The organism is Achromobacter sp. UMC46, from assembly GCF_014170335.1.
Classification (GTDB): Bacteria; Pseudomonadota; Gammaproteobacteria; order Burkholderiales; family Burkholderiaceae_B; genus Achromobacter.
Genome location: NZ_LZZS01000004.1, coordinates 230,989 through 254,244, shown reverse-complemented (window position 1 = coordinate 254,244; position 23,256 = coordinate 230,989). Strand labels below are relative to the sequence as shown.

15 protein-coding genes are annotated in these 23,256 nt (G+C 68.8%); 2 read left to right on the top strand and 13 right to left on the bottom strand.

The window, feature by feature from the left end; genetic code table 11:
* The 4 genes from glgB to glgA are packed head-to-tail and all read right to left on the bottom strand — an operon-like array spanning nucleotide 1 to nucleotide 10,382.
* Entirely contained in the window at nucleotides 1-2,208 is a 2,208-nt protein-coding gene (glgB, locus tag A9973_RS04090) for a 1,4-alpha-glucan branching protein GlgB (RefSeq protein ID WP_183012495.1), read from the bottom strand.
* Nucleotides 2,205-5,573 (bottom strand): maltose alpha-D-glucosyltransferase, encoded by a 3,369-nt coding sequence (gene treS / locus A9973_RS04085; protein ID WP_183012494.1) that lies wholly within the window; start codon nucleotides 5,571-5,573, stop codon nucleotides 2,205-2,207. The genes glgB and treS overlap by 4 nt, the downstream gene beginning before the upstream one ends.
* 21 nt (nucleotides 5,574-5,594) lie before the next feature.
* The gene (locus tag A9973_RS04080; RefSeq protein WP_183012493.1) at nucleotides 5,595-8,804 is read right to left on the bottom strand and encodes an alpha-1,4-glucan--maltose-1-phosphate maltosyltransferase; all 3,210 of its coding nucleotides are present in this window, start codon (nucleotides 8,802-8,804) and stop codon (nucleotides 5,595-5,597) included.
* A 9-nt stretch (nucleotides 8,805-8,813) separates the two neighbouring features.
* Entirely contained in the window at nucleotides 8,814-10,382 is a 1,569-nt protein-coding gene (gene glgA, locus A9973_RS04075; RefSeq protein WP_183012492.1) for a glycogen synthase GlgA, read from the bottom strand.
* Nucleotides 10,383-10,626: 244 nt separating this feature from the next.
* On the opposite strand from glgA, the gene A9973_RS04070 reads away from it, so the two are divergent.
* Together A9973_RS04070 and A9973_RS04065 are read left to right on the top strand one after the other, a co-directional pair.
* Nucleotides 10,627-12,396 (top strand): thiamine pyrophosphate-requiring protein, encoded by a 1,770-nt coding sequence (locus A9973_RS04070; protein WP_183012491.1) that lies wholly within the window; start codon nucleotides 10,627-10,629, stop codon nucleotides 12,394-12,396.
* A 97-nt stretch (nucleotides 12,397-12,493) separates the two neighbouring features.
* Nucleotides 12,494-12,892, top strand: a complete 399-nt coding sequence (locus A9973_RS04065) for a PRC-barrel domain-containing protein (protein WP_183012490.1) — start codon at nucleotides 12,494-12,496, stop codon at nucleotides 12,890-12,892.
* A gap of 31 nt (nucleotides 12,893-12,923) precedes the next feature.
* Here the strand turns inward: A9973_RS04065 and A9973_RS04060 are convergent, their stop codons facing one another.
* From A9973_RS04060 to A9973_RS04020, 9 genes are all read right to left on the bottom strand, one after another.
* Entirely contained in the window at nucleotides 12,924-13,682 is a 759-nt protein-coding gene (locus A9973_RS04060) for a S9 family peptidase (protein ID WP_183012489.1), read from the bottom strand.
* Nucleotides 13,669-14,802, bottom strand: a complete 1,134-nt coding sequence (locus A9973_RS04055) for a DUF3182 family protein (RefSeq protein WP_183012488.1) — start codon at nucleotides 14,800-14,802, stop codon at nucleotides 13,669-13,671. The genes A9973_RS04060 and A9973_RS04055 overlap by 14 nt, the downstream gene beginning before the upstream one ends.
* Before the next feature lie 43 nt (nucleotides 14,803-14,845).
* A complete protein-coding gene (locus A9973_RS04050) occupies nucleotides 14,846-15,847 on the bottom strand; it encodes a lysylphosphatidylglycerol synthase domain-containing protein (protein ID WP_183012487.1) in 1,002 nt (333 codons plus the stop codon).
* Nucleotides 15,844-17,046 carry a cardiolipin synthase ClsB gene (gene clsB, locus A9973_RS04045; RefSeq protein ID WP_183012486.1) on the bottom strand — a complete coding sequence of 401 codons (1,203 nt, stop codon included), beginning with the start codon at nucleotides 17,044-17,046 and terminating at the stop codon, nucleotides 15,844-15,846. Before clsB ends, A9973_RS04050 begins: the two co-directional genes overlap by 4 nt.
* A complete protein-coding gene (locus A9973_RS04040; protein ID WP_183012485.1) occupies nucleotides 17,043-17,810 on the bottom strand; it encodes an endonuclease/exonuclease/phosphatase family protein in 768 nt (255 codons plus the stop codon). Before A9973_RS04040 ends, clsB begins: the two co-directional genes overlap by 4 nt.
* 186 nt (nucleotides 17,811-17,996) lie before the next feature.
* Nucleotides 17,997-19,124, bottom strand: a complete 1,128-nt coding sequence (locus A9973_RS04035) for a PepSY domain-containing protein (protein ID WP_183012484.1) — start codon at nucleotides 19,122-19,124, stop codon at nucleotides 17,997-17,999.
* Between the two features lie 5 nt (nucleotides 19,125-19,129).
* Nucleotides 19,130-21,532 carry a TonB-dependent siderophore receptor gene (locus A9973_RS04030; protein ID WP_183012483.1) on the bottom strand — a complete coding sequence of 801 codons (2,403 nt, stop codon included), beginning with the start codon at nucleotides 21,530-21,532 and terminating at the stop codon, nucleotides 19,130-19,132.
* A gap of 163 nt (nucleotides 21,533-21,695) precedes the next feature.
* Entirely contained in the window at nucleotides 21,696-22,673 is a 978-nt protein-coding gene (locus tag A9973_RS04025) for a FecR family protein (RefSeq protein WP_183012482.1), read from the bottom strand.
* Between the two features lie 22 nt (nucleotides 22,674-22,695).
* Nucleotides 22,696-23,238, bottom strand: coding sequence for a sigma-70 family RNA polymerase sigma factor (locus tag A9973_RS04020; protein ID WP_183012481.1), 543 nt, complete (start codon nucleotides 23,236-23,238; stop codon nucleotides 22,696-22,698).
* Nucleotides 23,239-23,256 lie beyond the last annotated feature (18 nt).

Sequence of the window (23,256 nt, the reverse complement as noted above, 5' to 3'; positions counted from 1 at the left end):
TCAGTCTTCCAGCGTGAGGAACAGGGTGGAAAGGGGCGGCAATGTCAGGGGCAGCGATTGCGCATGGCCGTGCGAGGGTTCGGCCGCCGTGCGCGCGGCACCCTGGTTGCCCTGGCCGGAGCCGCCATAGCAGCCGGCGTCGGTATTCAGGGTTTCGGTCCATGTTCCGGCCACCGGCACGCCAATCCGGTAACCGTGGCGCGCGACGGGCGTGAAATTCGAGACGGCCAGCACCAGCGACCCGCCAGCCCGGCGCAGGAACGCGGCCACGCTGTTGTCGGCATCGTCCATGACGACCCAGGCGAAGCCTTCCGGATCGGCGTCGAGTTCATGCAGCGCGGGCGTGTCCCGGTACAAACGGTTCAGGTCGGCAACCAGGCGCTGCACGCCCTTGTGGCTGGCGTCGTCCAGCAGGTTCCAGTCCAGGGCGGCGTCGTGGTTCCATTCGGCGGTGCAGGCCAGTTCCCCGCCCATGAACAACAGCTTCTTGCCCGGATGCGCCCACATGAACCCCAGGTACGCGCGCAGGTTCGCCAGTTTGGCTGCGCGGTCGCCCGGCATCTTGTTCAGCAGCGAGCCCTTGCCATGAACGACTTCGTCATGCGAAAGCGGCAGGACGAAACGCTCGGAATAGGCGTACGCCATGCCGAAGGTGATGTCGTGGTGGTGATGCTTGCGGTGCACCGGGTCTTCATGCATATACCGCAGGGTGTCGTGCATCCAGCCCATGTTCCATTTGTAGTGGAAGCCCAGGCCGCCGTCCGCGACCGGCGCCGTGACGCCCGGCCAGGCGGTGGACTCCTCGGCCACGACGATCGTGCCGGGCGCGTGTTCGCGCACGGTCTCGTTCAGCGCCTGCAGGAATGCGACGGCCTCCAGGTTTTCGCGCCCGCCGTGCCGGTTCGGTATCCATTCGCCGGGCTGGCGGCTGTAGTCGCGGTACAGCATCGACGCTACGGCATCCACGCGCAGGCCATCGATATGGAAGCGTTGCAGCCAATGCATGGCGCTGGCGATCATGAAGGCCTTCACCTCGGTCCGGCCCAGGTTGTAGACGAGCGTGTTCCAGTCGGGGTGATAGCCTTCGCGCGGGTCGGCGTATTCATATAGCGGCGTGCTGTCGAAGCGCGCCAGACCATGGGCGTCATCGGGAAAATGCGCGGGTACCCAGTCCAGGATGACGCCGATGCCGGCGGCGTGGCAGCGATCGACGAATCGGGCGAAGGCGTCGGGCGGCCCAAAGCGCGCGGAGGGCGCGAACAGGCCGAGCGGCTGGTAACCCCAGGAACCGCCGAACGGATACTCCATGATCGGCATCAACTCGACATGCGAGAACCCCATGGCGTGCGCGTAGGCGGGCAGCTTGTCTGCAAGCTGGTCCCAGACGCAACGCGCGCCATCGGGCGCGAGCCAGGAGCCGGCGTGCACTTCGTAGAGGGAAAGGGGGGCTTGGGGCGCGTGGCGCCCGGCGCGGGATCGCATCCATGCATCGTCCGTCCAGGGGTAGGGGGAGGGGTCGTCCACGACGGACGCCGTGGCGGGGGCCGCCTGCGCGCGCCGCGCCATGGGGTCAGCTTTCAGAGCGATAGCGCCGTCGGCGCCGGTGATCGCGAACTTGTAGCGGTCGCCGGCTGCGGCGCCAGGAATGAACAGCTCCCAGACGCCCGCCGCGTGGCGCAAACGCATCGGATGGCGGCGGCCGTCCCAGCTGTTGAAGTCGCCCACGACCGCGACGCGGCGGGCATTGGGTGCCCATACGGCGCAGCGCAAGCCGGGGATGCCGTCCATGTCGGCAAGCCGTGCCCCCAGAAAATCCCGTGCGGCGCGCCAGTCGCCGGCCGCTAGCGCGTCCAGGTCCCGGGCGGACAACATGGGGCCAAAGGCATAGGCATCGGGCGTGACCTGTTCCGCATCCGGCCATTGGATCGCCAGCCGGTACGAACCCGGCTGGCCCGGGCGCGCGCCGGGCGCCGCGCCGGTAAACAGTCCGTGCGCCTGTTCATGCAGCGCGGCGCGCTGGCCGTCCCGGGTGACGACCCACACGCCGGTCGCCCCGGGTGCCAGTGCGCGGACCTGTCCATCGTGGGGGCCGAGTACCGAGAACGGATCGGCATGCCGCCCGGCGGCCAGCGCGGCGAGGGTGTCGGGGTCCACCTGGCCCGCGGGCATGGCGCGGGACGGCGGCGGGGCGGTGGCGCGGCGGTTCATGGGGATTGTTCCTCGTTGCGGATCGCGGCGGCCTGCAGCAGCTCGCGCGCCAGTCCGGTCAGCGCGCACAGCGGTATGGAAATCCAGTCGGGACGATGGGCCGCTTCATAGCAGACCTCGTAGGCGGCTTTTTCCAATAGCGCCAGTTTCAGCAACGGGCCTTCCTGAGCGGCGGACAGTGCGACCGCCGTGGTGGCGGCTTCGGCGTAGCCCTGCAGGAAGGCCTCGGCGGCCCGAGCGCCGAAGCGCGCAAGCAAGGCATCGCGCAGTTCCACGGGCGCCCCCGGCGCGGCAGGCGAATCGGCCGGCCCCGCGTTGGCGTCCGACGGAGCGCCGCCCGACGGCACGCCAGACGGATCCCCCCGCGCGATGGACGCGGCGGCATAGTCGAACGAACGCAGCATGCCGGCCACATCCTTGCACGGGTTTGCCGCCTGCCGGCGCGCTTGCAGGGACTGGATGGGTTCACCCTCGAAATCGATCAGGTAGGCGTCCGTTTGCGCCACCAGCACCTGGCCCAGATGGAAGTCGCCGTGCACGCGGATGAGCGGCGCCCCGGCCACCGCCTGCGCCATGGCGCCGACTTCCTCGGCCAGGCGCGCGCGGTGTTCGAAGAACCATAGCGCACAGGCACGCGAGGGCGCCTGCAGCGTGTCCTGCGCGGCGCGCAAGTCTTCAGCCGTGCGGTCCAGCTGGGCGATGATCCGGGCGGCGTGCTCGTCGGCATCTTCGGGGGTGGCCGTGCGCGGGGCGAAGGCGAGGTCATCGGATGGTTGCGCCAGGGCGTTGTGCAGTTCGCCCAGCCGCCGTCCGATCGTGGCGGCCATGACGGCGTAGCCCTCAAGGCTGGCCTCGAATTCTTCCGGGCTGTCGCCGCTCAGCAGCGCGGCGCCCAGCGTGCGCTTCAGGTAGTCCAGCGTCCAGGTCCAGGCGTCGCCCTCGTTGGTCACGAACGCATGCAGCACGGCCAGCGTGTGCGGCACGCCGTCGGCGTCCACGCGCTGCACCTCGCCCAGCAGCGCGGGGATGTTGGCGTAGCCGGCGCGGGTCAGATGGCGCGTCAGCTCGACTTCGGCCGAGATGCCGGGCTGCACGTTGCGTATCAGCTTCAGGATCGCCTGCCCGCCGATGATGGCCGAACTGTTGGATTGTTCGCCGCTGATCCACTGCAGTGCAGGCGCGTCGCCGAGTTCCAGCGCGGCCAGGCCGGGCTCTGGCAGGTAGCGGATGATGCCGGGCTTGTCGCCCGGCTTGCCGCCCTCGCGGCCGTCCAGCTCGCGGCCGGCGCGCAAGGCCTCGACCACGCCCAGCACGAAGCCCGGTTGCAGGAAGGCGTCGGCAAGCGTGCCGACTTCGGCCCCCCGGCGCACGCGCGCGATGGGGTATTGCACCTGGGCCGTTTCGTCCCACACCAGCACGAAGGGGGCCTGTGCCCGCCAGCCTTCGACGCCGTCTTCCGGCTGCACTTCCGCCCAGTAGTATTCGCCGCTGGCGGCGGTGAAGGGCGTGGCGTAGGCCAGCTTTGCCCGGGCGGGCGCGTGTGTGCCGGGAAACCAGCGCTGGCGCGCCAGGTACTCGGGCAGCACTTCGTTTTCTAGCGTGGCGCGCGAGGCGTCGGTCAGCGCGGCGCCGCCGCGCGATTTCAGCACCAGTGTCGTCAGCTCGGGCATCTGCGCCGGACCGCTGGCGTGCCAACCGGGCGGGGCGGCGTCCGCGCTCAGGTCCATCCAGTAGAAGCCGTAAGGGGGCAGCGTCAGCAGATAGGGCAGTTCGCCGATGGCGGGGAACGGCGTGCCGCCCAGCATTTCCACCGGCACCCGCCCGTTGAAGGCCTGCAACGGCAGTTCGACGGGCTGCGCGGCGTTCGACAGGTTCGCCACGCACAGGATGATGGTGTCGTTCCACTGGCGCAGGTACGCCAGGATCTTGCGGTTGCCCGCCAGGATGAAGCGCAGTGTTCCGCGGCCGAAGGCGTGCGTCTGGCGGCGCTGCGCCAGCATGCGGCGGGTCCAGTTCAAGAGCGAATGCGGATCCCGCTGCTGGGCTTCGACGTTGACCGCCTCGTAGCCGTACAGCGGCCCCATCAGCACCGGCAGCGGCAGGCGCTCGGGGTCTGCCCGCGAAAAGCCGCCGTTGCGGTCGGGCGACCATTGCATGGGCGTGCGTACGCCGTCGCGGTCGCCCAGGTGCACGTTGTCGCCCATGCCCAGTTCGTCGCCGTAGTACAGCACCGGCGTGCCGGGCATCGACAGCAGCAGGCTGTTCATCAATTCGACCCGCCGGCGGTCGCGTTCCAGCAAGGGGGCCAGCCGGCGGCGGATGCCCAGGTTGATGCGCGCGCGCGGGTCGGCGGCGTAGACGCTCCACAGGTAGTCGCGTTCGCGGCTGGTCACCATTTCCAGCGTCAGTTCGTCGTGGTTGCGCAGGAAAATGGCCCATTGGCAGGTGGCCGGGATGTCGGGCGTCTGCCGGATGATGTCGGTGATGGGAAAGCGGTCTTCCTGCGCGATCGCCATGTACATGCGCGGCATCAGCGGGAAGTGGAACGACATGTGGCATTCGTCGCCGGCGCCGAAATACTCCTGCGCGTCCTCCGGCCATTGGTTGGCCTCGGCCAGCAGCAGGCGGCCGGGGTACTCGGCGTCGATCACCGCGCGTATCTGCTTGAGCACCTGGTGCGTTTCGGGCAGGTTCTCGTTGTTGGTGCCCTCGCGTTCCACCAGGTAAGGCACGGCGTCCAGCCGCAGCCCGTCCACCCCCATGTCCAGCCAGTAGCGCATGACGGACAGCACTTCCTTCAGCACCTGGGGATTGTCGTAATTCAGGTCCGGCTGATGGGAATAGAAGCGGTGCCAGAAATAGGCCTGTGCCTCGGGGTCCCACGTCCAGTTGGATTTTTCGGTGTCGCAGAAGATGATGCGGGTGCCGGCGTAGGCCTTGTCGTTGTCCGACCAGACGTAGAAATTGCGCGCCGCCGAGCCCGGGCGAGACGTGCGGGCGCGCTGGAACCAGCGGTGCTGGTCCGACGTATGGTTCACGACCAGTTCGGTGATCACGCGCAGGCCGCGGGCGTGTGCTTCGCGTATCAGTTTGCGCACATCGGCCACGGTGCCATAGTCGGGGTGCACGCCCCGGTAATCGGCGATGTCGTAGCCGTCGTCGCGCCGGGGCGACGGGTAGAAGGGCAACAGCCAGATCGTGTTCACGCCCAGGCTGGCGATGTAGTCCAGCTTCATGATCAGGCCGGGAACGTCTCCCACCCCGTCGTCGTTCGAGTCGAAGAACGACTTCACATGCAACTGGTAGATGACCGCGTCCTTGTACCAAAGGCCGTCGTCCTTGAGGGGTTGGGTTTCACTGATCATGTCGTTGGGCTCCGGGCGGCGTCAACCGTGCAGGGACAATCGCCAGACGCGATAGGGTTGATCGGGGGACAGCGGCACGGCTTGCGGCGCGCCGCGCCAGGTGTCGCGGCTGTCCGTCAGCAGGTCTTCGGCCGTCAATTGCTCGGCGCCCGTGTCCGCGAAACGCCATAGCGGCGGGTCCAGGTGGGCGACCTGGGGGTTGAACGGGTCCAGGCTGACGACGGTCAGCACCACGTTGCCCAGGCCGGGCGTGGCCTTCACGAAGGCCAGCACCCGATCGTTGCCGGTGGCCACCGCAGTCAGCCCGCGATGGGTCTGCAGCGCCGGATTGGCGCGGCGGATCAGGTTCAGGCGCGCGATCTCGGCACGGATGTTGCCCGTCTGATGCCAGTCGCGCGGGCGCAGTTCGTATTTTTCGGAATCCAGGTATTCCTCTTTGCCGGGCACGGCGGCGGCCTCGCACAGTTCGAATCCGCTGTAGATGCCCCACAGACCGGCGCCCATCGCGGCCAACGCCGCCCGGATCAGGAAGCCCGCGCGGCCGGATGTCTGCAGGAACAGCGGGTTGATGTCCGGCGTGTTGACGAAGAAATGCGGCCGGAAGAAATCGGCCGGCGGCGGCCGCGAGATCTCTTCCAGATAGGCTTGCAGTTCGTCCCTGGTGTTGCGCCACGTGAAGTAGGTGTAGGACTGCGTGAAGCCCACCTTGGCCAGCCGGAACATCATCTTGGGCCGGGTGAACGCTTCGGACAGGAACAGCACGTCGGGATGCTGGCCATGCACTTCGGCGATCAGCCATTGCCAGAACGGCAGCGGCTTGGTGTGCGGATTGTCCACCCGGAAGATGCGCACGCCGCGCTCGACCCAGAACAGGACCACGTCGCGCAGCGCCCGCCATAGCGCAAGCTTGCGGGCCCGGCGCGGCGGCGCGCCATAGAACGACACATTGACGATGTCTTCGTACTTCTTCGGCGGATTTTCGGCATAGCGCAAGGACCCGTCCGGGCGCCACGAGAACCAGTCGGGGTGCGTCTGCAGCCAGGGGTGGTCGGGCGAGCACTGGATGGCGAAATCCAACGCGACTTCCATGCCGTGGTCCTGCGCCGCGTGCACCAGGCGCACGAAGTCGGCAAGCGTGCCCAGCTTGGGTTCGATGGCATCATGGCCGCCTTGCGCCGCGCCGATGGCGTAGGGGCTGCCGACATCGTCCGGGCCTGCGGTCAGGCTGTTGTTGCGCCCTTTGCGGTTGCGCAGCCCGATGGGATGGATGGGCGGCAGGTACAGCACGTCGAAACCCATTTCCCGGATGTCGGGCAGGCGCGCGATGACGTCGTCGAAGGTGCCGTGGCGGCCGGGTTCGCGGGCTTGCGAGCGCGGGAACAGTTCGTACCACGCGCCGTGGGCGGCTTGCGGCCGGTCGACCCAGACCGGATAGCGCGCCGCAGTCACGGATTCGAAGGGATGCGCGTCAAGCGCCCGCATGGCGTGCGCCAGGCCGGCGCCCAGCAGCAGGGCGACCTGCTCGTCCGTCGGCGCGGTATCGGCAGGCACATCGGGCAGCGCTTTCAGCACGCGCCGGATCTCCGTCGCGGCGTCGCTTCCCTCCGCATGCCGGCCCGCGCGCTTTTCGGCATCGCGCAGGGTTTGCAGGCCCTCGGCGATTTCCAACCCCAGCGCACGGCCCGCCCGATGCTTGACCTCCAGGTCATGGCGAAACGTTTGCCAGACGTCGAACCAGGCGGCCACCTGGAATTCGTGCGGCCCGATGCGGCGTGGCCGGAAACTGGCTTGCCAGCGGTCGTTGGCCAACAGTTGAAGGGGGACGCGGCGCCAGTCCGGCTCGTCGGCTGCGCGCCACCGCAATTCGGCCGCGATGCGGTCGTGACCGTCCATCAGCAGGTCGGCCTGAACGGTCACGCGTTCGTGGACGACGCACTTGACCGGGTGCGCGCCGTCGTCGACGACGGGCGAGACGCTTTCGATGGCGATGCGCAAGCCGGCGCCGCCTTCGGTGCGCGGGCCTGGGTGGCGGGAGGCTTCGCGGACGGGCGGCATGGGCGCGACCGACATCACCGCGCAGCCGGCGGGCGGCAGCGCGTCGCCGTCCGGCATCGGCATGCCGGCGCCCGGGTGCGGCACGATGTCGCCGGGCGGCAGGCTGGATGCCACGGCATCCCAATCGACCCGCGCCATCGCCGATTCGGCGGGATTCAGGGCAAGGAGGGCGGTTGCCCCATCGGTTGCCCCATCCGTCGCGGCGCGCAGCACCAGCGTCGCGCGGCCATCCCGGCCCCCGAGCACGCGGGGGGGCCCCGTCTGCGGGGGCTGCGTCGCAAGCCAACGGTTGATGTCCCGAGCCGGTCCGGACGGATCGACATCCGCTTCGCCGGCGAGCCAGCCGTTGGCGGTGAAGGCGGCAGCCCAGGCGCGGCGTCCGCCGGCCGCCGCCATGCCGTCCAGCGGGGAGACACTGGCCAGGACTGGGGCGACCCGTTCCAGCCGCACCGCTTCTTCCGCCAGCCACGCGGCCTTGTAGTCCCACCAGGCCAGGGACGAGAACACGCCATCGAAGCCGGCCTCGCGCAGGGCGTCCACTTGCGGCGGCGTCATGCCCGGCGTCCAGGCCAGGCAGGCCGGCCGGGCGGCATGCCGCCGCAACGGCGCCAGCAGATCCCGCCATGCGGTGCCGGTCAGGCAATGCGGCGCTTCGAACAGGAAGCCGGACACGCCGGCGTCTGCCCAACGCGACAGCCGCGCTGCCCACGTCGCGGCAAAGCCCGCGGGCGGGCCGTCGTTCAACGCCATCAGGCCCCGATCGCTTGGGGGCAACCGGGGGTCGCGCGCCGGGTCTTCGGGATGCGCGCGATACCAGCCCGTCGGCGCCGTGCCGGGGCTGGCGTCCACCGATACCCGGTCAAACGCCACCCGGACCCACAAGGCCAGTTCATGGCGGGTAGCCACCGTTGCCAGCCGCGCCAGCCGGTCCGTGACCGGTTCGGTCCGGTCTGCCGAGGGGCTCAGGTCGGCATCGACAGGCGCCAATGAATGCGTGCCCGCGGGCCGCAGCCAGGGCGCCGGGATCAGCACGGCATTGAAGCCGGCCTCGCGGATACGCGCGAGCCTGGCGTCCCAGTCGCCAGCCGCCGGCACGGCGTCCGGGAAGCCCTGCGGCGCATGGCAGAGGCGCGGCAGGCCGGGCTGGGCCGGGGCACGATGGGCGGTGGCAACCATGCGTGTCCCTTAAAGCGGCATCGGCATGGAGCCGCGCGCTTGCCGTGTCCGTCGTTGTCCCGCGTGGGATGACCGGGCCGGTGCGGATGCCACAGCGGCGTCTTCGACGGCGGCGTCCCCCGCCAGGGAATGGATCAGCCGTTCGTATGGGCCGACGGCGCGTTGCCAGCTGAAATCCCGGGTCATCGCATTGCGTTGCATCGCGCGCCACAGGGTCGGGTGCCGGCGCAGATGCATCGCCCGCGACAGCGCGTCGGCCATGGCGTCGGGGCCGTCGCCGTCGAACAGCAGGCCGTTGGCGAACGCCATCGCGGTCAGCGGCGCGTCCGCGCCCGGATCCTCGATGGTGTCGGCCATGCCGCCGACGCGAGACCCCACGGGCACGGTGCCGTAACGCATGGCGTACAGCGGCGTCAGGCCGAACGGCTCGAAGCGGCTGCCGTGCAGCAGGATGTCGCCGCCCGCATGCAGCCGGTGCGCGCCGGTCTCGTTGTAGCCGATGCGCGTCGCGCAGCGCTTTGGGTATCGCGCCGCCAGCGACTTCAGCGCGCTTTCCAGCCGCCGGTCGCCTTGGCCCAGGATGGCCACCTGCATATCGGCGTGCGTGTCCAGCACGCGCGGCAAGGCGTCGGCGGCGACGTCGGCCATCTTCTGTTCGGTCAGGCGGCTGCCAAGCACGACGAGCGTGGCCTGCGGGTCCGGCAGCAGATCGAACTCGCGCTGCAAGACGGTCTTGCACAGGCGCTTGTTCGCCAGGTCGCCGGCGTGGTAGCGCAACGGCCCCAGTTGCGGATCGCGCGAGGGGTCCCAGAGCGCGGTGTCGATGCCGTTGGGGATCGCCATCAGGTCCGCAGCGCGTTCGCGCAGCAGGCCGTCCAGCCCGCAGCCGAATGCCGGGGTGAGGATTTCGCGGGCATACGTGCGGCTGACGGTCGTCACGCGGTCGGCGTGGCGGATGCCCGCCTTCATGAAGTTCAGCTGGTTCCAGGCCACCATGGCGTCTTCGCTACGGCAGGCGGGCGGGATGCCCAAGGCGGCGGCGTCCTCTAGCGGGAACTGGCCCTGGAATGCCAGGTTGTGGATGGTCAGGACGCTTTTCACGTCATCGATGCCGGCGTCGCGCAGCAATAGCGGCGTCAGCGCGGCATGCCAGTCATGCGCGTGCACTACCGTGGGGCGGGGCAGGCCGGGCAATCCGCGCGCGATCCGTACCGCGGCATGGCACAAAGCGGCGTAGCGCACGCCGTTGTCCGCGTGCTCGGCGCCCTCGTCGTTCATGTACAGGCCGCCGCGGTCGTAGAGCGCGTCGTTCTCCAGCAGCAGGAACGACAGCTCGGAAACCGGGCACACGCCTGACAGCAGGCGGGCGTCTCCGCCGGGCAGGTCTTCAAGCCGTGCCACTTCGCGCGCGCCGTCCAGGCGGCCGGCCACGCCGCGGTAGGCGGGCAGCAGCACGGTCGCGGCAATGCCGCGCTCCGTCAGCGCCCGCGCCATGCCGGTGATGGCGTCCCCCAGCCCGCCGGTCTTGGCCAGGGGGAACGCTTCGGCAGCCACTATGAGTATTGTCGTCGTCGACATGTTTGGTGCTCCGGGGTCGGAGGGCCGCTGAAAAAGGGGCCCGATTTCGCAAGCCTTCAATGCGCAAGAGGCGTGCCCGAGTCACTGCCGCCAAGGCACCCGTGCGGGGACAGGACGCCGGGTGTCGTTGTTGCTGACGTTTGTAAAACTGGGAGCGGTGCCCGGTTTCCGGGCCGCCCGGATGGCTGGGCATGAGGGTTGCGGCGCCTCATGCTTCCTGAGGACTTTGGCAAGGAGCGCCGACTTGAAAACCGTTTCCGATTTTGTGCTCGCCCGGCTGGGCGAATGGGGCGTGCAGCGCGTGTTCGGCTATCCCGGGGACGGGATCAACGGACTGATTGGCGCGCTCGGAAAGAACAAAGAACTGGAATTCGTCCAGGCGCGCCACGAGGAGGGCGCGGCGTTCATGGCCTGCGCCCACGCCAAGTTCACCGGCCAGGTCGGCGTGTGCCTGGCGACGTCCGGCCCTGGCGCTATCCACCTGCTCAACGGCCTTTACGACGCGAAGATGGACCATCAGCCCGTGGTGGCAATCGTGGGGCAGCAGGCTCGCAGCGCCCTGGGCGGCGACTACCAGCAGGAAGTAGATCTCGTCAGCTTGTTCAAGGATGTAGCGCACGACTTCGTGCACATGGTGACCTCGCCCTTGCAGGCGCGCCATATGGTGGATCGCGCCATGCGCATCGCGATGGAGCGGCGTGGCGTGACTTGCCTGATATTCCCGAACGACGTGCAGGACCTGGAAGCGGTGGAGGAGCCGCCCCGTGAGCATGGCACGGTGCACACCGGCATCGGCTTGACCTCGCATGCCGCCGTGCCGCCGGATGCCGCCCTGGACATCGCCGCGACGATCCTGAACCGCGGCGAACGCGTGGCGATGCTGGTCGGCGCGGGCGCGCTCGACGCTGGTGATGCCGTGCAGGCGGTGGCGCAACGGCTGGGCGCGGGCGTGGCCAAGGCCTTGTTGGGCAAGGCAGTGGTGTCTGACGAACTGCCCTACGTAACGGGCGCCATCGGCCTTCTGGGTTCGCAGCCCAGTTGGGAAATGATGAACGAGTGCGACACGCTGCTGATGGTGGGCACCTCGTTTCCGTATGCCGAATTCCTGCCCAAGGCGGGGCAAGCCAGGGCGGTGCAGATCGACGTCGACGGGCGTCGGCTCAACCTGCGCTATCCGGTAGAGGCCGGCCTGGTCGGCGATGCGCGCCTGACCCTGCAGGCTTTGCTGCCCCGGCTGGAGGGCAAGGCGTCCGACCGCTGGGTCAAGGGAATCGAGAAGCGCGTGCAGCGCTGGCGCGAGACGGTCCTGGCCCGCGCCATGGTCCCCGCCAACGGCATCAATCCGCAGCGCCCGTTCGTGGAATTGTCCCGCCGGTTGCCGCCGCAATGCATCGTCACGTGCGACTCGGGGTCGGCCGCCAACTGGTACGCGCGCGATGTGCAGCTGCGCGCCGGCATGATGGGGTCGGTGTCGGGTGGCTTGGCCAGCATGGGTTGCGGCGTGCCGTACGCGCTGGCGGCCAAGCTGGCGTATCCCGGCCGACCGGTGGTGGCGTTGGTGGGCGATGGCGCGATGCAGATGCTGGGCATCAACGAACTGATCACGATCGCGCACCGCTGGAAGGATTGGGCCGACCCGACGCTGGTCGTGCTGGTGCTCAATAACGGCGACCTGAACCTGGTGACGTGGGAGCAGCGTGTCATGGGCGGGGATCCGCGCTTTGGCGATTCGCAATGGCTGCCGCCGTTTTCCTATGCGGACTACGGCCACATGCTGGGCCTGGAAGGTATCCGCGTGACCGAGCCGGACGATGTCGGTCCCGCCTGGGACCGCGCGCTTGCCGCCGGGCGGCCCGCCGTGCTGGAAATGGTCACCGACCCGGAAGTGCCGCCGATGCCTCCGCATATATCGCTCAAGCAGTTCGGCGCCTACATGGCCGCATTGCGCAAAGAGGATGCCGCCACGGGCGCGGCAGCGCTACGCGCCACGATCAAGCAGTGGTGGGCAGGCTGACGCGCGCAGATGGGGCGGCGCATGCGGCACGGCACTTGCGGAGGAATGGTTTCGTACCACCACAACGCGGGCGCACGCCCGGCAAAGGAGATAGACCATGGAAACTCAGACCAACATCGTGGGCGGCCCCAAGAGCAACCCGGGCGGCCCGGGGCCGCAGGTCATGGCGGCGGATACCCTGGAAGGCAACGACGTGTACAACTCGGCGGGCGAGGAGCTGGGGTCGATCAAGGACATCATGATCGATGTGCCCCGCGGCCGCGTGGCCTATGCCGTGCTGTCGCGCGGTGGCGTGCTGGGCATCGGTGACAAACTCTTCGCAATCCCCTGGGGCGCGTTGACGCTGGACACGGACCGCAAGTGCTTTGTGCTGAACGTCGACAAGGAGACGCTGAAGAACGCGCCGGGCTTCGACAAGGACAATTGGCCCAGCATGGCGGATGAGACTTGGGCGCGCAGCTTGCATACGTACTATAAGCAAGACATCTATTGGTAGGCGGCGGCCGGGGCGGACGGCCCGGAGCGCGTCACGGCGCCGGCCGCGGATCCGACATCCGCGCGCCGGTCACCATTTCCGTGACCCAGCTGACCAGGATGGACGTATAGGCCCGCTGCGCGAATTTCTCCGTCAGGGCGTGGTCGGCGCCGTCGATGATGCGATGGGTCAGCGAATGCGAGCGCCGGAACGCTGAGCGGTAGCTCATGATGGTGGAATGCGGGATGTAGGTGTCGTGCTCGGCCTCCACGATCAGCACATCGCCGGCAAATTCCGCACAGGCCTTCAGGGCACGGTTCGATTCCGGCGGCACATGGCTGTTGCGGTAGGCGCGTAGCGTGTCGCGGTTCAGCTGGTTCTTGGGCAGGAGCCACTCGTCGTCCAGATACAAGGCCGGCGCGTGCAGCGCTAGCCAGCGTACGCGCCGCAGGCCGCTAAGCAGGGCGGCCAGATAGCCGCCATAGCTGCTGCCCACCACCGCGACGGAACCTGAGTCCAGCGACGGGTGCGAGGCCAGCCGGTCGTAGGCCGCCATCGCGTCGCGCAGATTGTCTTCGCGGGTGACTTGCAACTGCTGCTGGCGGGTGGCAGCGTGGCCGCGCAGGTCGAAGGTCAGGCACACGCATCCCAGCGCCGCGATCCCCTTGGCGCGCGACAGGTCGAATTCCTGACAGCCGCCCCATCCGTGAATGAACAGGACGCCAGGCACCTTGTCTTCCGGCGTCAGGAACGTGCCGTCAAGCACGTGGCCGTCGACCGATAGCGCGATGGGATCGCTATGCGCCGCCATCAGTTTCCTCCACTACGCCACCCGATTTGCTGATATGGCCCACGGCGCAATCCTCGCCATGGAAGACCAGATGCTGCGGAATCGGACGGGGTGCGTCGTGGCCATAGCGCTCGCGGGTGGCGGCGCGCACCGACGCCTTGGACGGCGACAGCGCGAATGCCTGCATGGCGGCCAGTTCGGCCAGGCTGGCCCCGCCCGCCCGCCAGGATTGCTCCAGGACGCCGGCGCGCTCTTGCCCGGAGGCGTCCCACCCGAAAGCGACGTCGTAGTTGCGGCGTGACGCGAAAAGCTGGGGATAGGCGGTGGACACCGCCGTGTCGTAGCGGCAGGCCATGTCTACCGCCTGGCGTTCCCTGGGGTCAAGGTCCAGGGCGCGCAAGGCGTCAAACCCGCCGCGCGCCAGCCGCAGCTCCGAGCCGCCATAGACGGGGATGCCCGCGTTGTCGGGCGTCAGCGATTGCGTGCCCACGTACGAGATTTCCATTTTTCCCACCCGCGCCCAGCCGACGCTATAGGTAGCGACGTCTTCCAGGTCTTCCTCCAGCACCAGTCCCAGCCTGCGCATGGCCGTGGCGGACTGGTCCGCCAACGCCGCGCGCAGCTCCGCGGCGTTGCGCACCACGACTTGCCCGCGTCCGGCGGTGGCGTTCGCGGGCTTGATGCGCAGCCTGCCGTGCTTGAGCAGCAGCAGGCCGGCGGCCTCGGCGTCCTGCAGGGTGAAGGCGGTGTACCCCGCCAGGACCACGTCGCGCAACGTCTCGGCCAGGTTCGCCACCCAGGCTTTCGGGGCCTTTGCGTGCGGGCCGGCCAATCCATGGGTAATGGCTTTGCCTGCGACGAAGGAATGCGGGGCCACGCCGCCATAGAGGTCCGCCGCGCGCGTGATGCCCAAGCGCGCGGCGCGGGCGGGGCCGATCAAGGTGCGATCGGGCACGTAGTAGGGCGGCGGCTCGCCGCGATGCCGGCTGGGCCGATAATCCGGTTTGAAACGGCGTCCCAGCAAGGCGGCCAAGCGGGAAGCCAGCGCCTCCTGGGACGCGATCTCATGTTCCGACGCGTTGGCGCGGCGCGGGTAGGCGACGACCAGGTCTGACGCGGGGGGGAGCGGGATCTTTGTCATGGTGGTGGTTGTAGCAAGCGCCGTGCCCGGGCACGGCGCTGCGCTACGGGGACGTCTTCCCGTGCCCGGCCAACGCGGCCGGCGCCTGGCGCTTGCGCCACGCGAGGCGTGCTTCCACGATCGGAAACGCGGCCAACGCCAGGCACAGCGGCGCCAGCGCGTAGCAGGCGCGGTACGCCAGGGCGGCGCCCAGCACCTCGGAGTACGGCAACTTCGGCGCCAGCACGGCGACGAAGATCGCTTCCGTCGTGCCCAGTCCGCCAGGAACGCGCGTCAGCACGGCCGCAAAGCTCGAGCACAGCAGGATGCCCAGCACCACGGGGTAGGGCGCCTTGCCCTGTAGCAGCACATAGGCGATGGCGCCCATGAACATCCATGACAGGCCGGCGAACAGGCATTGCAGCACGGCCATGCGCGCGCGCGGCAAGGTCACGCGTTGGCCCAGCCATGTGGCCGAACGCCGGCGCGCGCGGGCGCATGCCCAGACGTAGCCGGCGCCCGCCGCCAGCATGGCCGCGCCGATCAGCCGGAGCACGCCGCTGCCGACATCCCACCCATCAGGCACCGGCAACGCGCCGCTGACGAACACCGCCCCCGCTACCCACGCATAGCCGATCCAGTTCGATGCCGCCGAAAACAGCGCGACGCGCGTGGCGACGGCCTTGCGGCAGCCCAGCCTGGCATACAGACGCAGTCGAGTGCCAAGGCCGCCGACCAGCACGCCCAGGTTCAGGTTCAAGGCATAGCTCAGCACCGCCACGCCCAGTACGGTCGGCCAAGGCAGCTTGTGGCCGGTGTATCTGCGTCCCAGCAGGTCCAGCGCGCCATAGCTCAGATAGCCCAGCACGACCAGGCCGCTCGCCAACAGGATGGCGTCGCGGGGAATGCGGCGCATGGCTTGCCACACCTGGGGCCAATCGACCGTACGTCCGAAATAGAACAGCAGTCCCGCGACCACGCCCAGGATCAGCCAGGGCAGCACTTTCTTGATGCGCGGCCAGCGGTGGCGCAGCGACCGCATCAGGGTCGTCCGGAACACCCTCATGCCGCCTCGCCTTCGCCGGGCGCGGCGGGTTTGATGGTATGCAGTTTGGGCTTGTGGGCCGGCAGGGATCCTGCCCAGGCCGGAAAGCGTCGCAGGAAGTGGAAGACCACCACGCCTACCCAGAAGCGCCGGAGCGCCCGCGTGGGCTTGGCGCTCTTGGGGACCGGTTTGCAGTCTTGCGCGATCAGGCGGTCGAGGCTGTCGCGCAATGTGCCATTCAGCGACGCGTCGCGCGCCACCACGTTGGCCTCCAGGTTCAAGGCGAGGCTCAGCGGATCCAGGTTGCTGGAACCCACGGTGCACCAGTCGTCGTCCATGCAGGCCACCTTGCCGTGCAGGGGCCGCTTGCAGTATTCGAAGATCTCGACGCCCGCGCTCATCAGGTAGTCGTAGAGCATCGTGGCGGCCAGGCGGGCGACCAGCATATCGGGTTCGCCCTGCAGCAGCAGGCGCACCCGGACGCCTCGGCGCGCTGCATTGGCCAAGTCGCGCAGCAGGCGGTAGCCGGGGAAAAAGTAGGCGTTGGCGATCAGCACGTCGCGCTTGGCCGCGCGCAGGCCGGCACGGTAATAGCGTTCGATGTCGGTCGTGTGGCCCAGGTTGTCGCGCACGACCAGCCGTCCGCCGCCGTCGCCGTCGGGTACCGACGCCGCGGCGGGGCGCCGCCATCGGCGCGGCGGGCGCCGCTTCAGGGCCGCGCGGGCGTAGTCGGCGATATCGGCCGCCAACGGCCCGTCCACCTGCACCGCATAATCTTGCTTGGCCTCGGGGCCGAAGTCCGGCAGGTGGTCGGCCGAGAAATTGATGCCGCCCACCAGGGCGCACCGGCTGTCGACGGCGACGATCTTGCGGTGCATGCGCCGGAACACGTTGGTGCGCACGCCCATCAGGCGCGGACGCGGGTCGAAGATATGGACGCGCACGCCGCTTTCCGTCAAGGCGCCGATGAAGCCGTCCGTCAGTTCGTCCGAGCCGTACCCGTCCACCAGCAGGTCCACGCTGACGCCGCGGCGGGCGGCGGCGATCAGGGTCTGCTGCAGCGCCTGCCCCACCTTGTCGTCGAACAGGATGAACGTTTCGATCAGCACTTCGCGCGTGGCCGAATCGATGGCTCGGCGGACGGCGGGGAAATAGGCCTCGCCGTTTTCCAGCAACAGGTAGCGGTTGCCCTCCCGCCACCCGAGGTCGGCGGCCGTCATAGCGCGATCTCCGCGGAAATCGGCACGTGATCCGACAGCCGCGACCACACGCGGGAGGCCAGCGGCACGGGCCGCCAGTCGCGCACGTTGCGCACGTAGATCCTGTCCAGCCGCAGCAACGGCCATCGGGCGGGGAAGGTGCGCGCGGGGCGGCCCAGGCGCGTCGTGAAGACTTCGTGCGTGCCGCAACCGGCCATCAGGCGGTCGGCGTTCAGCCGCCAATCATTGAAATCACCGGCGATCAGCAGCGGTTCGCCGGCCGGCACGTCGCGGCTGACCAAATCGCACAGCCCGTTCAATTGCTGGCCGCGGTGCCGCTCCCACAACCCCAGGTGCACGCAGATCGCATGCACGGGCGCGCTGTCCGGCACGCGCAGCACGCAATGGAGCAGGCCACGGCCTTCGTGCCCATCGACGCTGACATCGTGGTTTTCGTAGCGGTCGATCGGGTAGCGCGACAGGATCGCATTGCCGTGATGGCCGGCGGGATAGACGGCATTGCGCCCGTAGGCGAAGTCGGTCCACAGCGTATCGGCCAGGAATTCATATTGCGACAACGCCGGCCACGCGGCCGGGTGCCGCTCGGCGTGCGCCTGATGTTCGCCCAGCACTTCCTGCAGGAACACCACGTCGGGCGCGGCGGTGCGCAAGGCCGCGCGCAGATCGTGCAGCATGAAGCGCCGGTTGAAACTGGTGAATCCCTTGTGGGTGTTGACGGTCAGTACCGTCAGCATCCGCGAGGGATCGTCGGTCGGGGCGGGCATGGGCTCTCCGAAGGTGGAAATCCCCATGCAGGCGCAATTAGCGTGCCTGGCCCGGTGTCGCCCGCCGGGTGAGGGGAAACCGGCAAATTCGGCTGGAGCCGGGCAGCGATAGTGCGGAAAAGCCGGTATGGCCGGCAGAATTTCCCGCTGCTTACGGATGGCAACAAGCGGTCCTGCTGGCCACTTTCACGCTTGCGGGGCGATCCGGTCCTTTCCGTGTTTGCGCCGCCACAGCACGAGGCCGCTTGCCAGCACCACGATGGCGACGAGATCCAGCGCCGCCCAGATCAGCTTCAGCGGCAGGCCGCCGTAGTCGCCGAAATGCAGCGGCTGCGACAGGAACAGCGTGCGGATGTGCCACGGCATGTCTTCCATGGCGGTCAGCGCGCCGGTTTCCGCGTCGACCAGCGCGGGCTTGAGCAGGCGGGAGGTGACCGGCGTGTTGCCGCGCAGGAAGATCGCATAATGGCGCGGGCTGCTGAACAGCGAGCCGGGGAAGAAGATGGCCGCCACCTTCATGTCGGGCGCGGCACGGCGCACGGTCTCGACCGCGGCGTCGACCGAGGTCAGGCGCGCCGCCGGCGTCTGGCCCGCCTGGCTGGCCCGGTCCACCATGGCGGCCAGGTCGTGCTTGCGCCACAGGGCGGCCAAAGGGTCGTGCAGGCTGTTGATGATGCCGGTCAGCGCGATGACCAGCAGCCAGGCCGCCGTGGCGATGCCCAGGAAATTGTGCAGGTCCAGCCACTGGATGCGGGCGCCGCGCTGGCGGCGGATGCTGCCGAAGGGCAGCTTGCGCATGAAAGGGCCGTACAGCGCAATGCCCGAGACCATCGCCACGGCAAGCAGCAGGCCCATCGCGCCCAGGAACAGCGTGCCCGTCAGGCCGGCATACATGTCGGTGTGCAGGCGCCGGACCCCCTCCATCACGCCGTCGCTGCGCGGCGGCGGCAGCGACACCGGCTTGCCGTCCTGCAGGGCATAGACCTGCCGCTGCGAGGCGGCCTCGCCTTGCGCGTCTTCGCCCTGGGTGGTGGCCAGCACCGCGGGCTTGTCGGGCATCAGCCCCAGCGAATCCATCCGCGCGCCGGGGTTGGCGGCCAACGCCGCCGCCACGATCTGGTCCAGCGTTGCGCGTGGCGCGTCCGGCGCCAGCGCCGGCAAGCCGGGGTGCGTGTCCAGGGCGGCTTCGATCTCTTCGTGGAAGATCAGCGGCAGCCCGGTCAGGCACAGCAGCAGCAGCCATAGCGTGGCCGCCAGGCTGGACCATTTGTGCACGGCGCTCCAGCGTCGCGTGCCGTTGCGGGGCGTGCTCATCGGCGCTACCAGCGGTAGTTGAAGGTGGCCAGCACCGTCCTGCCCACGCCGATGGTGCAGCCCTGGCCCGTGGTGCACTGGGTCAGGTAGTACTTGTCGGTCAGGTTGGTGACGCCAAGCGAGACGCGGGCGCCGCGCATCGACGGATGGGTGCGTCCCAGGTCGTAGTGCAGGTTCAGATCGACCAGGGTGTAGTCGGGCGTCTTGGTGGCGTTGCTGGTGTCGTACGTGTTGCCCACATATCGCACGCCCGCGCCCAGGCCCAGGCCTTCGAACAAGCCTTGCTGCAAGGTGTAGTCCGTCCACAACGAGGCCTGGTGCGTCGGCGTGCCGGCCAGCCGGTTGCCCACTTCGCCGGCCCGGTTGCTCTGGAGGACTTCGTTGTCCAGATAGGTGTAGGACGCCAGTACGGTCCAGGCGCGGCTAAGCGCCGTGCGCGCCTCAAGTTCCAGCCCGCGCACCCGCACTTCGCCGGTCTGGACGCTGAATCCCAGCGCGCCGCGCTGCGGGTCGGGGTCGGGCGTCAGCACGTTGCGCTGCTGGATCTGGAACACGGACGCCGTCAACAGGCTGTCGGTGCCGGCGGGCTGGTACTTGACGCCCGCCTCGTACTGTTCGCCCTTGGTGGGCTTGAAGGGCGTGCCCGAAAAATCGGCGCCGCCGGTCGGCTCGAACGACGTCGAATAGCTGACGTACGGGGCGACGCCGTTGTCGAACACGTAGTTCAGGCCGACGCGGCCGGTCGAGGCTTCGTCGCGCTGCGTGGTGCTGCGGCCGCTGCGGCGGTTGTCCACCGTGCTGTCGGCCCAGTCGTGGCGGCCGCTCAGCATCAGGTTCCATCCTTCCCAGCTGATCGTGTCCTGCGCATACAGGCCCAGTTGACGGTCGTCGCCGAATTGGCTGACGAAGTTGTCGTAGGGCGGGTTGGGGATGTCGTAGCCGTAGACGGGGTGGTAGACGTTGATCGGCGGCGCCGTGCCGCGGCCCACGATGTAGTGGCTGCTTTCTTTGCGGTAGTCGAAGCCCACCACCGCGTCATGCGACAGCGCGCCGGTCTGGAATCGGGATTCCAGCTGGTTGTCCACGGTGAAGAGGTGGACGCCGGTATCGATGCCCAACGCGGCGCGGTTCAGCGTCTGGTTGTCGGGCAGCAGCTCGCCGATCCGGTTCAGCGCGCGCAGGTCCACCGACGATTCGTTGTAGCGCAGGTTCTGGCGGAAGGTCAGGGCGTCATTGAAGCGGTGCTCGAACGCGTAGCCCAGCGAGCTTTGGCTACGGCTCAGGCGGTCGAAGTCGGGTTCGCCCAGATACCGGTGCATGGGAATGCGGCCGTTCGGGTTGGACGTCAGCGTGCCGGACGTTGGCAGGTAGTTGAAACCGGTCTTGCCGCCCCATTCGGACTGGTAGCTGGCCAACAGCGTCAGCGTGGTGTCGGGGGTCAGCTTCCAGGTCAGCGCCGGCGCGATATAGGCGCGGTTGTTGCCGATGTAGTCCACCTGCGTGCCCGCTTCGCGGACCATGCCCGTGAGCCGATACAGGAACTTGCCGTCCGGGTCGATCGGGCCGCCCAGGTCGATCGCCAACTGGCGGCGGTCGAAGCTGCCCGTCTGCAGTTCGACTTCGCGCAGCGTATCGGCGGTGGGGCGCTTGCTGACCATGTTGATCAGGCCGCCCGGGCCGCTCTGCCCATACAAGGCCGACGCGGGGCCTTTCAGGACCTCGATGCGCTCCAGCCCATAGGGCTCGACTACCGAACTGGCCCAGCCGGTCGTCACGCTGCCCAGCGGCAGGCGGGTGCCGTCCAGGAAGAATGCCGGACGGAAGCCGCGTACTTGCGTGTAGACGTCGAATTGCGAGCTCGCGCCGTAGGTTTCGGCCAGCACGCCGGGCGTATAGCGCAACGCCTGGCTGACGCTCTGCGCGCCCTGGTCGCGCATCTGGTCGGCGGTGATGACGTTGATGGTTTGCGGGATCTTCAGGATGGGCATGTCGGTCTTGCTGCCCGACAGGCTGCGCGTGGCCAGGTAGCCTTCCACCGGGCCGGTCGCCGTCTGCGTCTGGCCGGTGACCTGCACCGCCGGCAGCACCGTCACGCCGGGTGTGTTTTGCGGTTCAGCCTCCAGCACGAACGCCCCTTGCGCGTTGCGCACCGCCCGCAATCCCGTCCCGCTAAGCAGCGCGGCCAGACCCGCCGCAGGGGTGTAGCGGCCGTTCAGCGCCGGGCTGAGCCGGTTGCGGGCCAGGTCCCCGGAACCCGCCAGCACGATGCCGGACTGGGCGATGAACAGGGGCAACGTGGTCGTCAGCGGCCCGGAGGCGATCTGGTACTGGCGGGCCTGTTCAGCGGCCGGCTGTGCGTGGGCGGCGACGGCGAACGCCAGGCTGCCGGTCAGGGCCGTGGTGGACAACAGCGCGAGCCGGGGGCGTAAGGTCGTAGGACGGCGGCGAAGAAGGGAGTGCATGCGGCGGGGCCTCGGAGGGATAGCACAAGTACGGTTTCATCTTGTGTATCGAGCAGGCGGCGAATTCCGGAACCGCAGTTACAAATTCGATGAGATAGTGCGGCGCCGGTCAGCGTCCGGGCCGGCGTTCCACGGACGTCCACCAGGGCAGGGGACGCTTGACCGTGATGGGCAAGACCCTTTCCAGCAAAGCAAGCACCTGGTCGGGATCGCGCAAGGGGAAGCCGCCGACGACGCGCAGGCCGGCCGCCTCGGGCGACACGCCAAGGTGTCCCGGCAGGTATCTGCCAAGCTCATTGAGCAGCACGTCCAACGGTACGTCTTCGGCCAGCAGCACGCCGCTGGTCCAGACCTCACGCGCACGGCTGGCGGGTTCCAGCTGCCAGCGGCCGTCCGGCCCGTAGGTGATCTGCTCCCCGGCATTGATCACCTGGCGCCGGTCGGCGGCGTCCAGCGCCACGCGGCCGTCATACACGGCCAGATAGCCGGAATCATGAGCCAGGCTGACGGTGAAGCGGGTACCCAGCGCCGTCATGCGGCTGGCGCCGGCCTGGACGACGAAGGGGCGGGCGCCGTCGTGCGCGGTTTCGATCAGGATTTCGCCCGCCACCAATTCCAGTAACCGCGTATCGGCCGAGTAATGCACGTTCAGCGCGCTGGCCGTGTTCAGCCAGACCCGGGTGCCGTCGGCCAGGCGCAGGTCCTGCACGTCGCCTACCCGGGTGCGGTATTGCGCCAGATGGGACAACGTCATGCGGCGCAGCCCCGCATATTCCCAGCTGGTCCATCCCAGCAGGCCCGCACAGGCGGCCGCCGCCAGCCCGCCCAGCACCTGGCGGCGCTGGCGGCCGCGTTGGCGCACCGCTTTCAATGCGCCCAGGGTGCCCGGCCCCTCGTTCTGGACCGGCGTGAAGCGGCGGCTGACGTCTTCCACATAGCGCCAGGCGGCGCGGTGCTCTTCCCGTTGGTCCAGCCAATCCTGCCAGCGGCGCTGATCCCGCTCGGGATGGTCGCTTGCGCGCAGCGCGGCGAACCACGCTGCCGCTTGCTGCAAGGCTTCATGCGAGGGGGGCGCGTGGGCGGCCATGGGCGTGTCGTCCGGGCAGGGGTCAGGCTTGCGCGGCAAGCGCCTGCGCGGTCTGCGCCTGCAGCGAGATGCAATGCAGCATGGCTTGCGCCACGTACTTGCGGACCATGCGGTCCGACACCCGCAACTCGGCGGCGATTTCGGCGTCGCTCATGCCGTAGGCCATCGCCATCAGGAAGGCTTCGGCGGTGCGCCAGGGCAGGCGGCTAAGCAGGGCATCGATTTCGCATAGCGTCTCGATGATGATCGCGTGGTGCTCGGGAGACGGCTGGAAGGGTGCGGGGCGCGCCGCCTGCGCAACCAGCCAGGCTTGTTCGATTTCGCGGCGGCGCCACAAGTCGACGCACAGCCCGCGCGCCATCGTACTGAGGTAAGCGCGTTCGCCGTCGAAACCGTCGAAGTCGCGCGGCCGGCTCAGCAGGCGCACGAAGGCGTCCTGGGCCAGGTCCGCGGCGTCGGCCGCGTTGCCCAGCCGCCCGCGCAGCCAGTTGTAAAGCCAGCCGTGATGGTTGCGGTAGAGCGTGTGCAGCCGTTGAACGGCGGCAAGGTCGGCGGCGCCCGGCATATCCGTGATTGAAAGTGA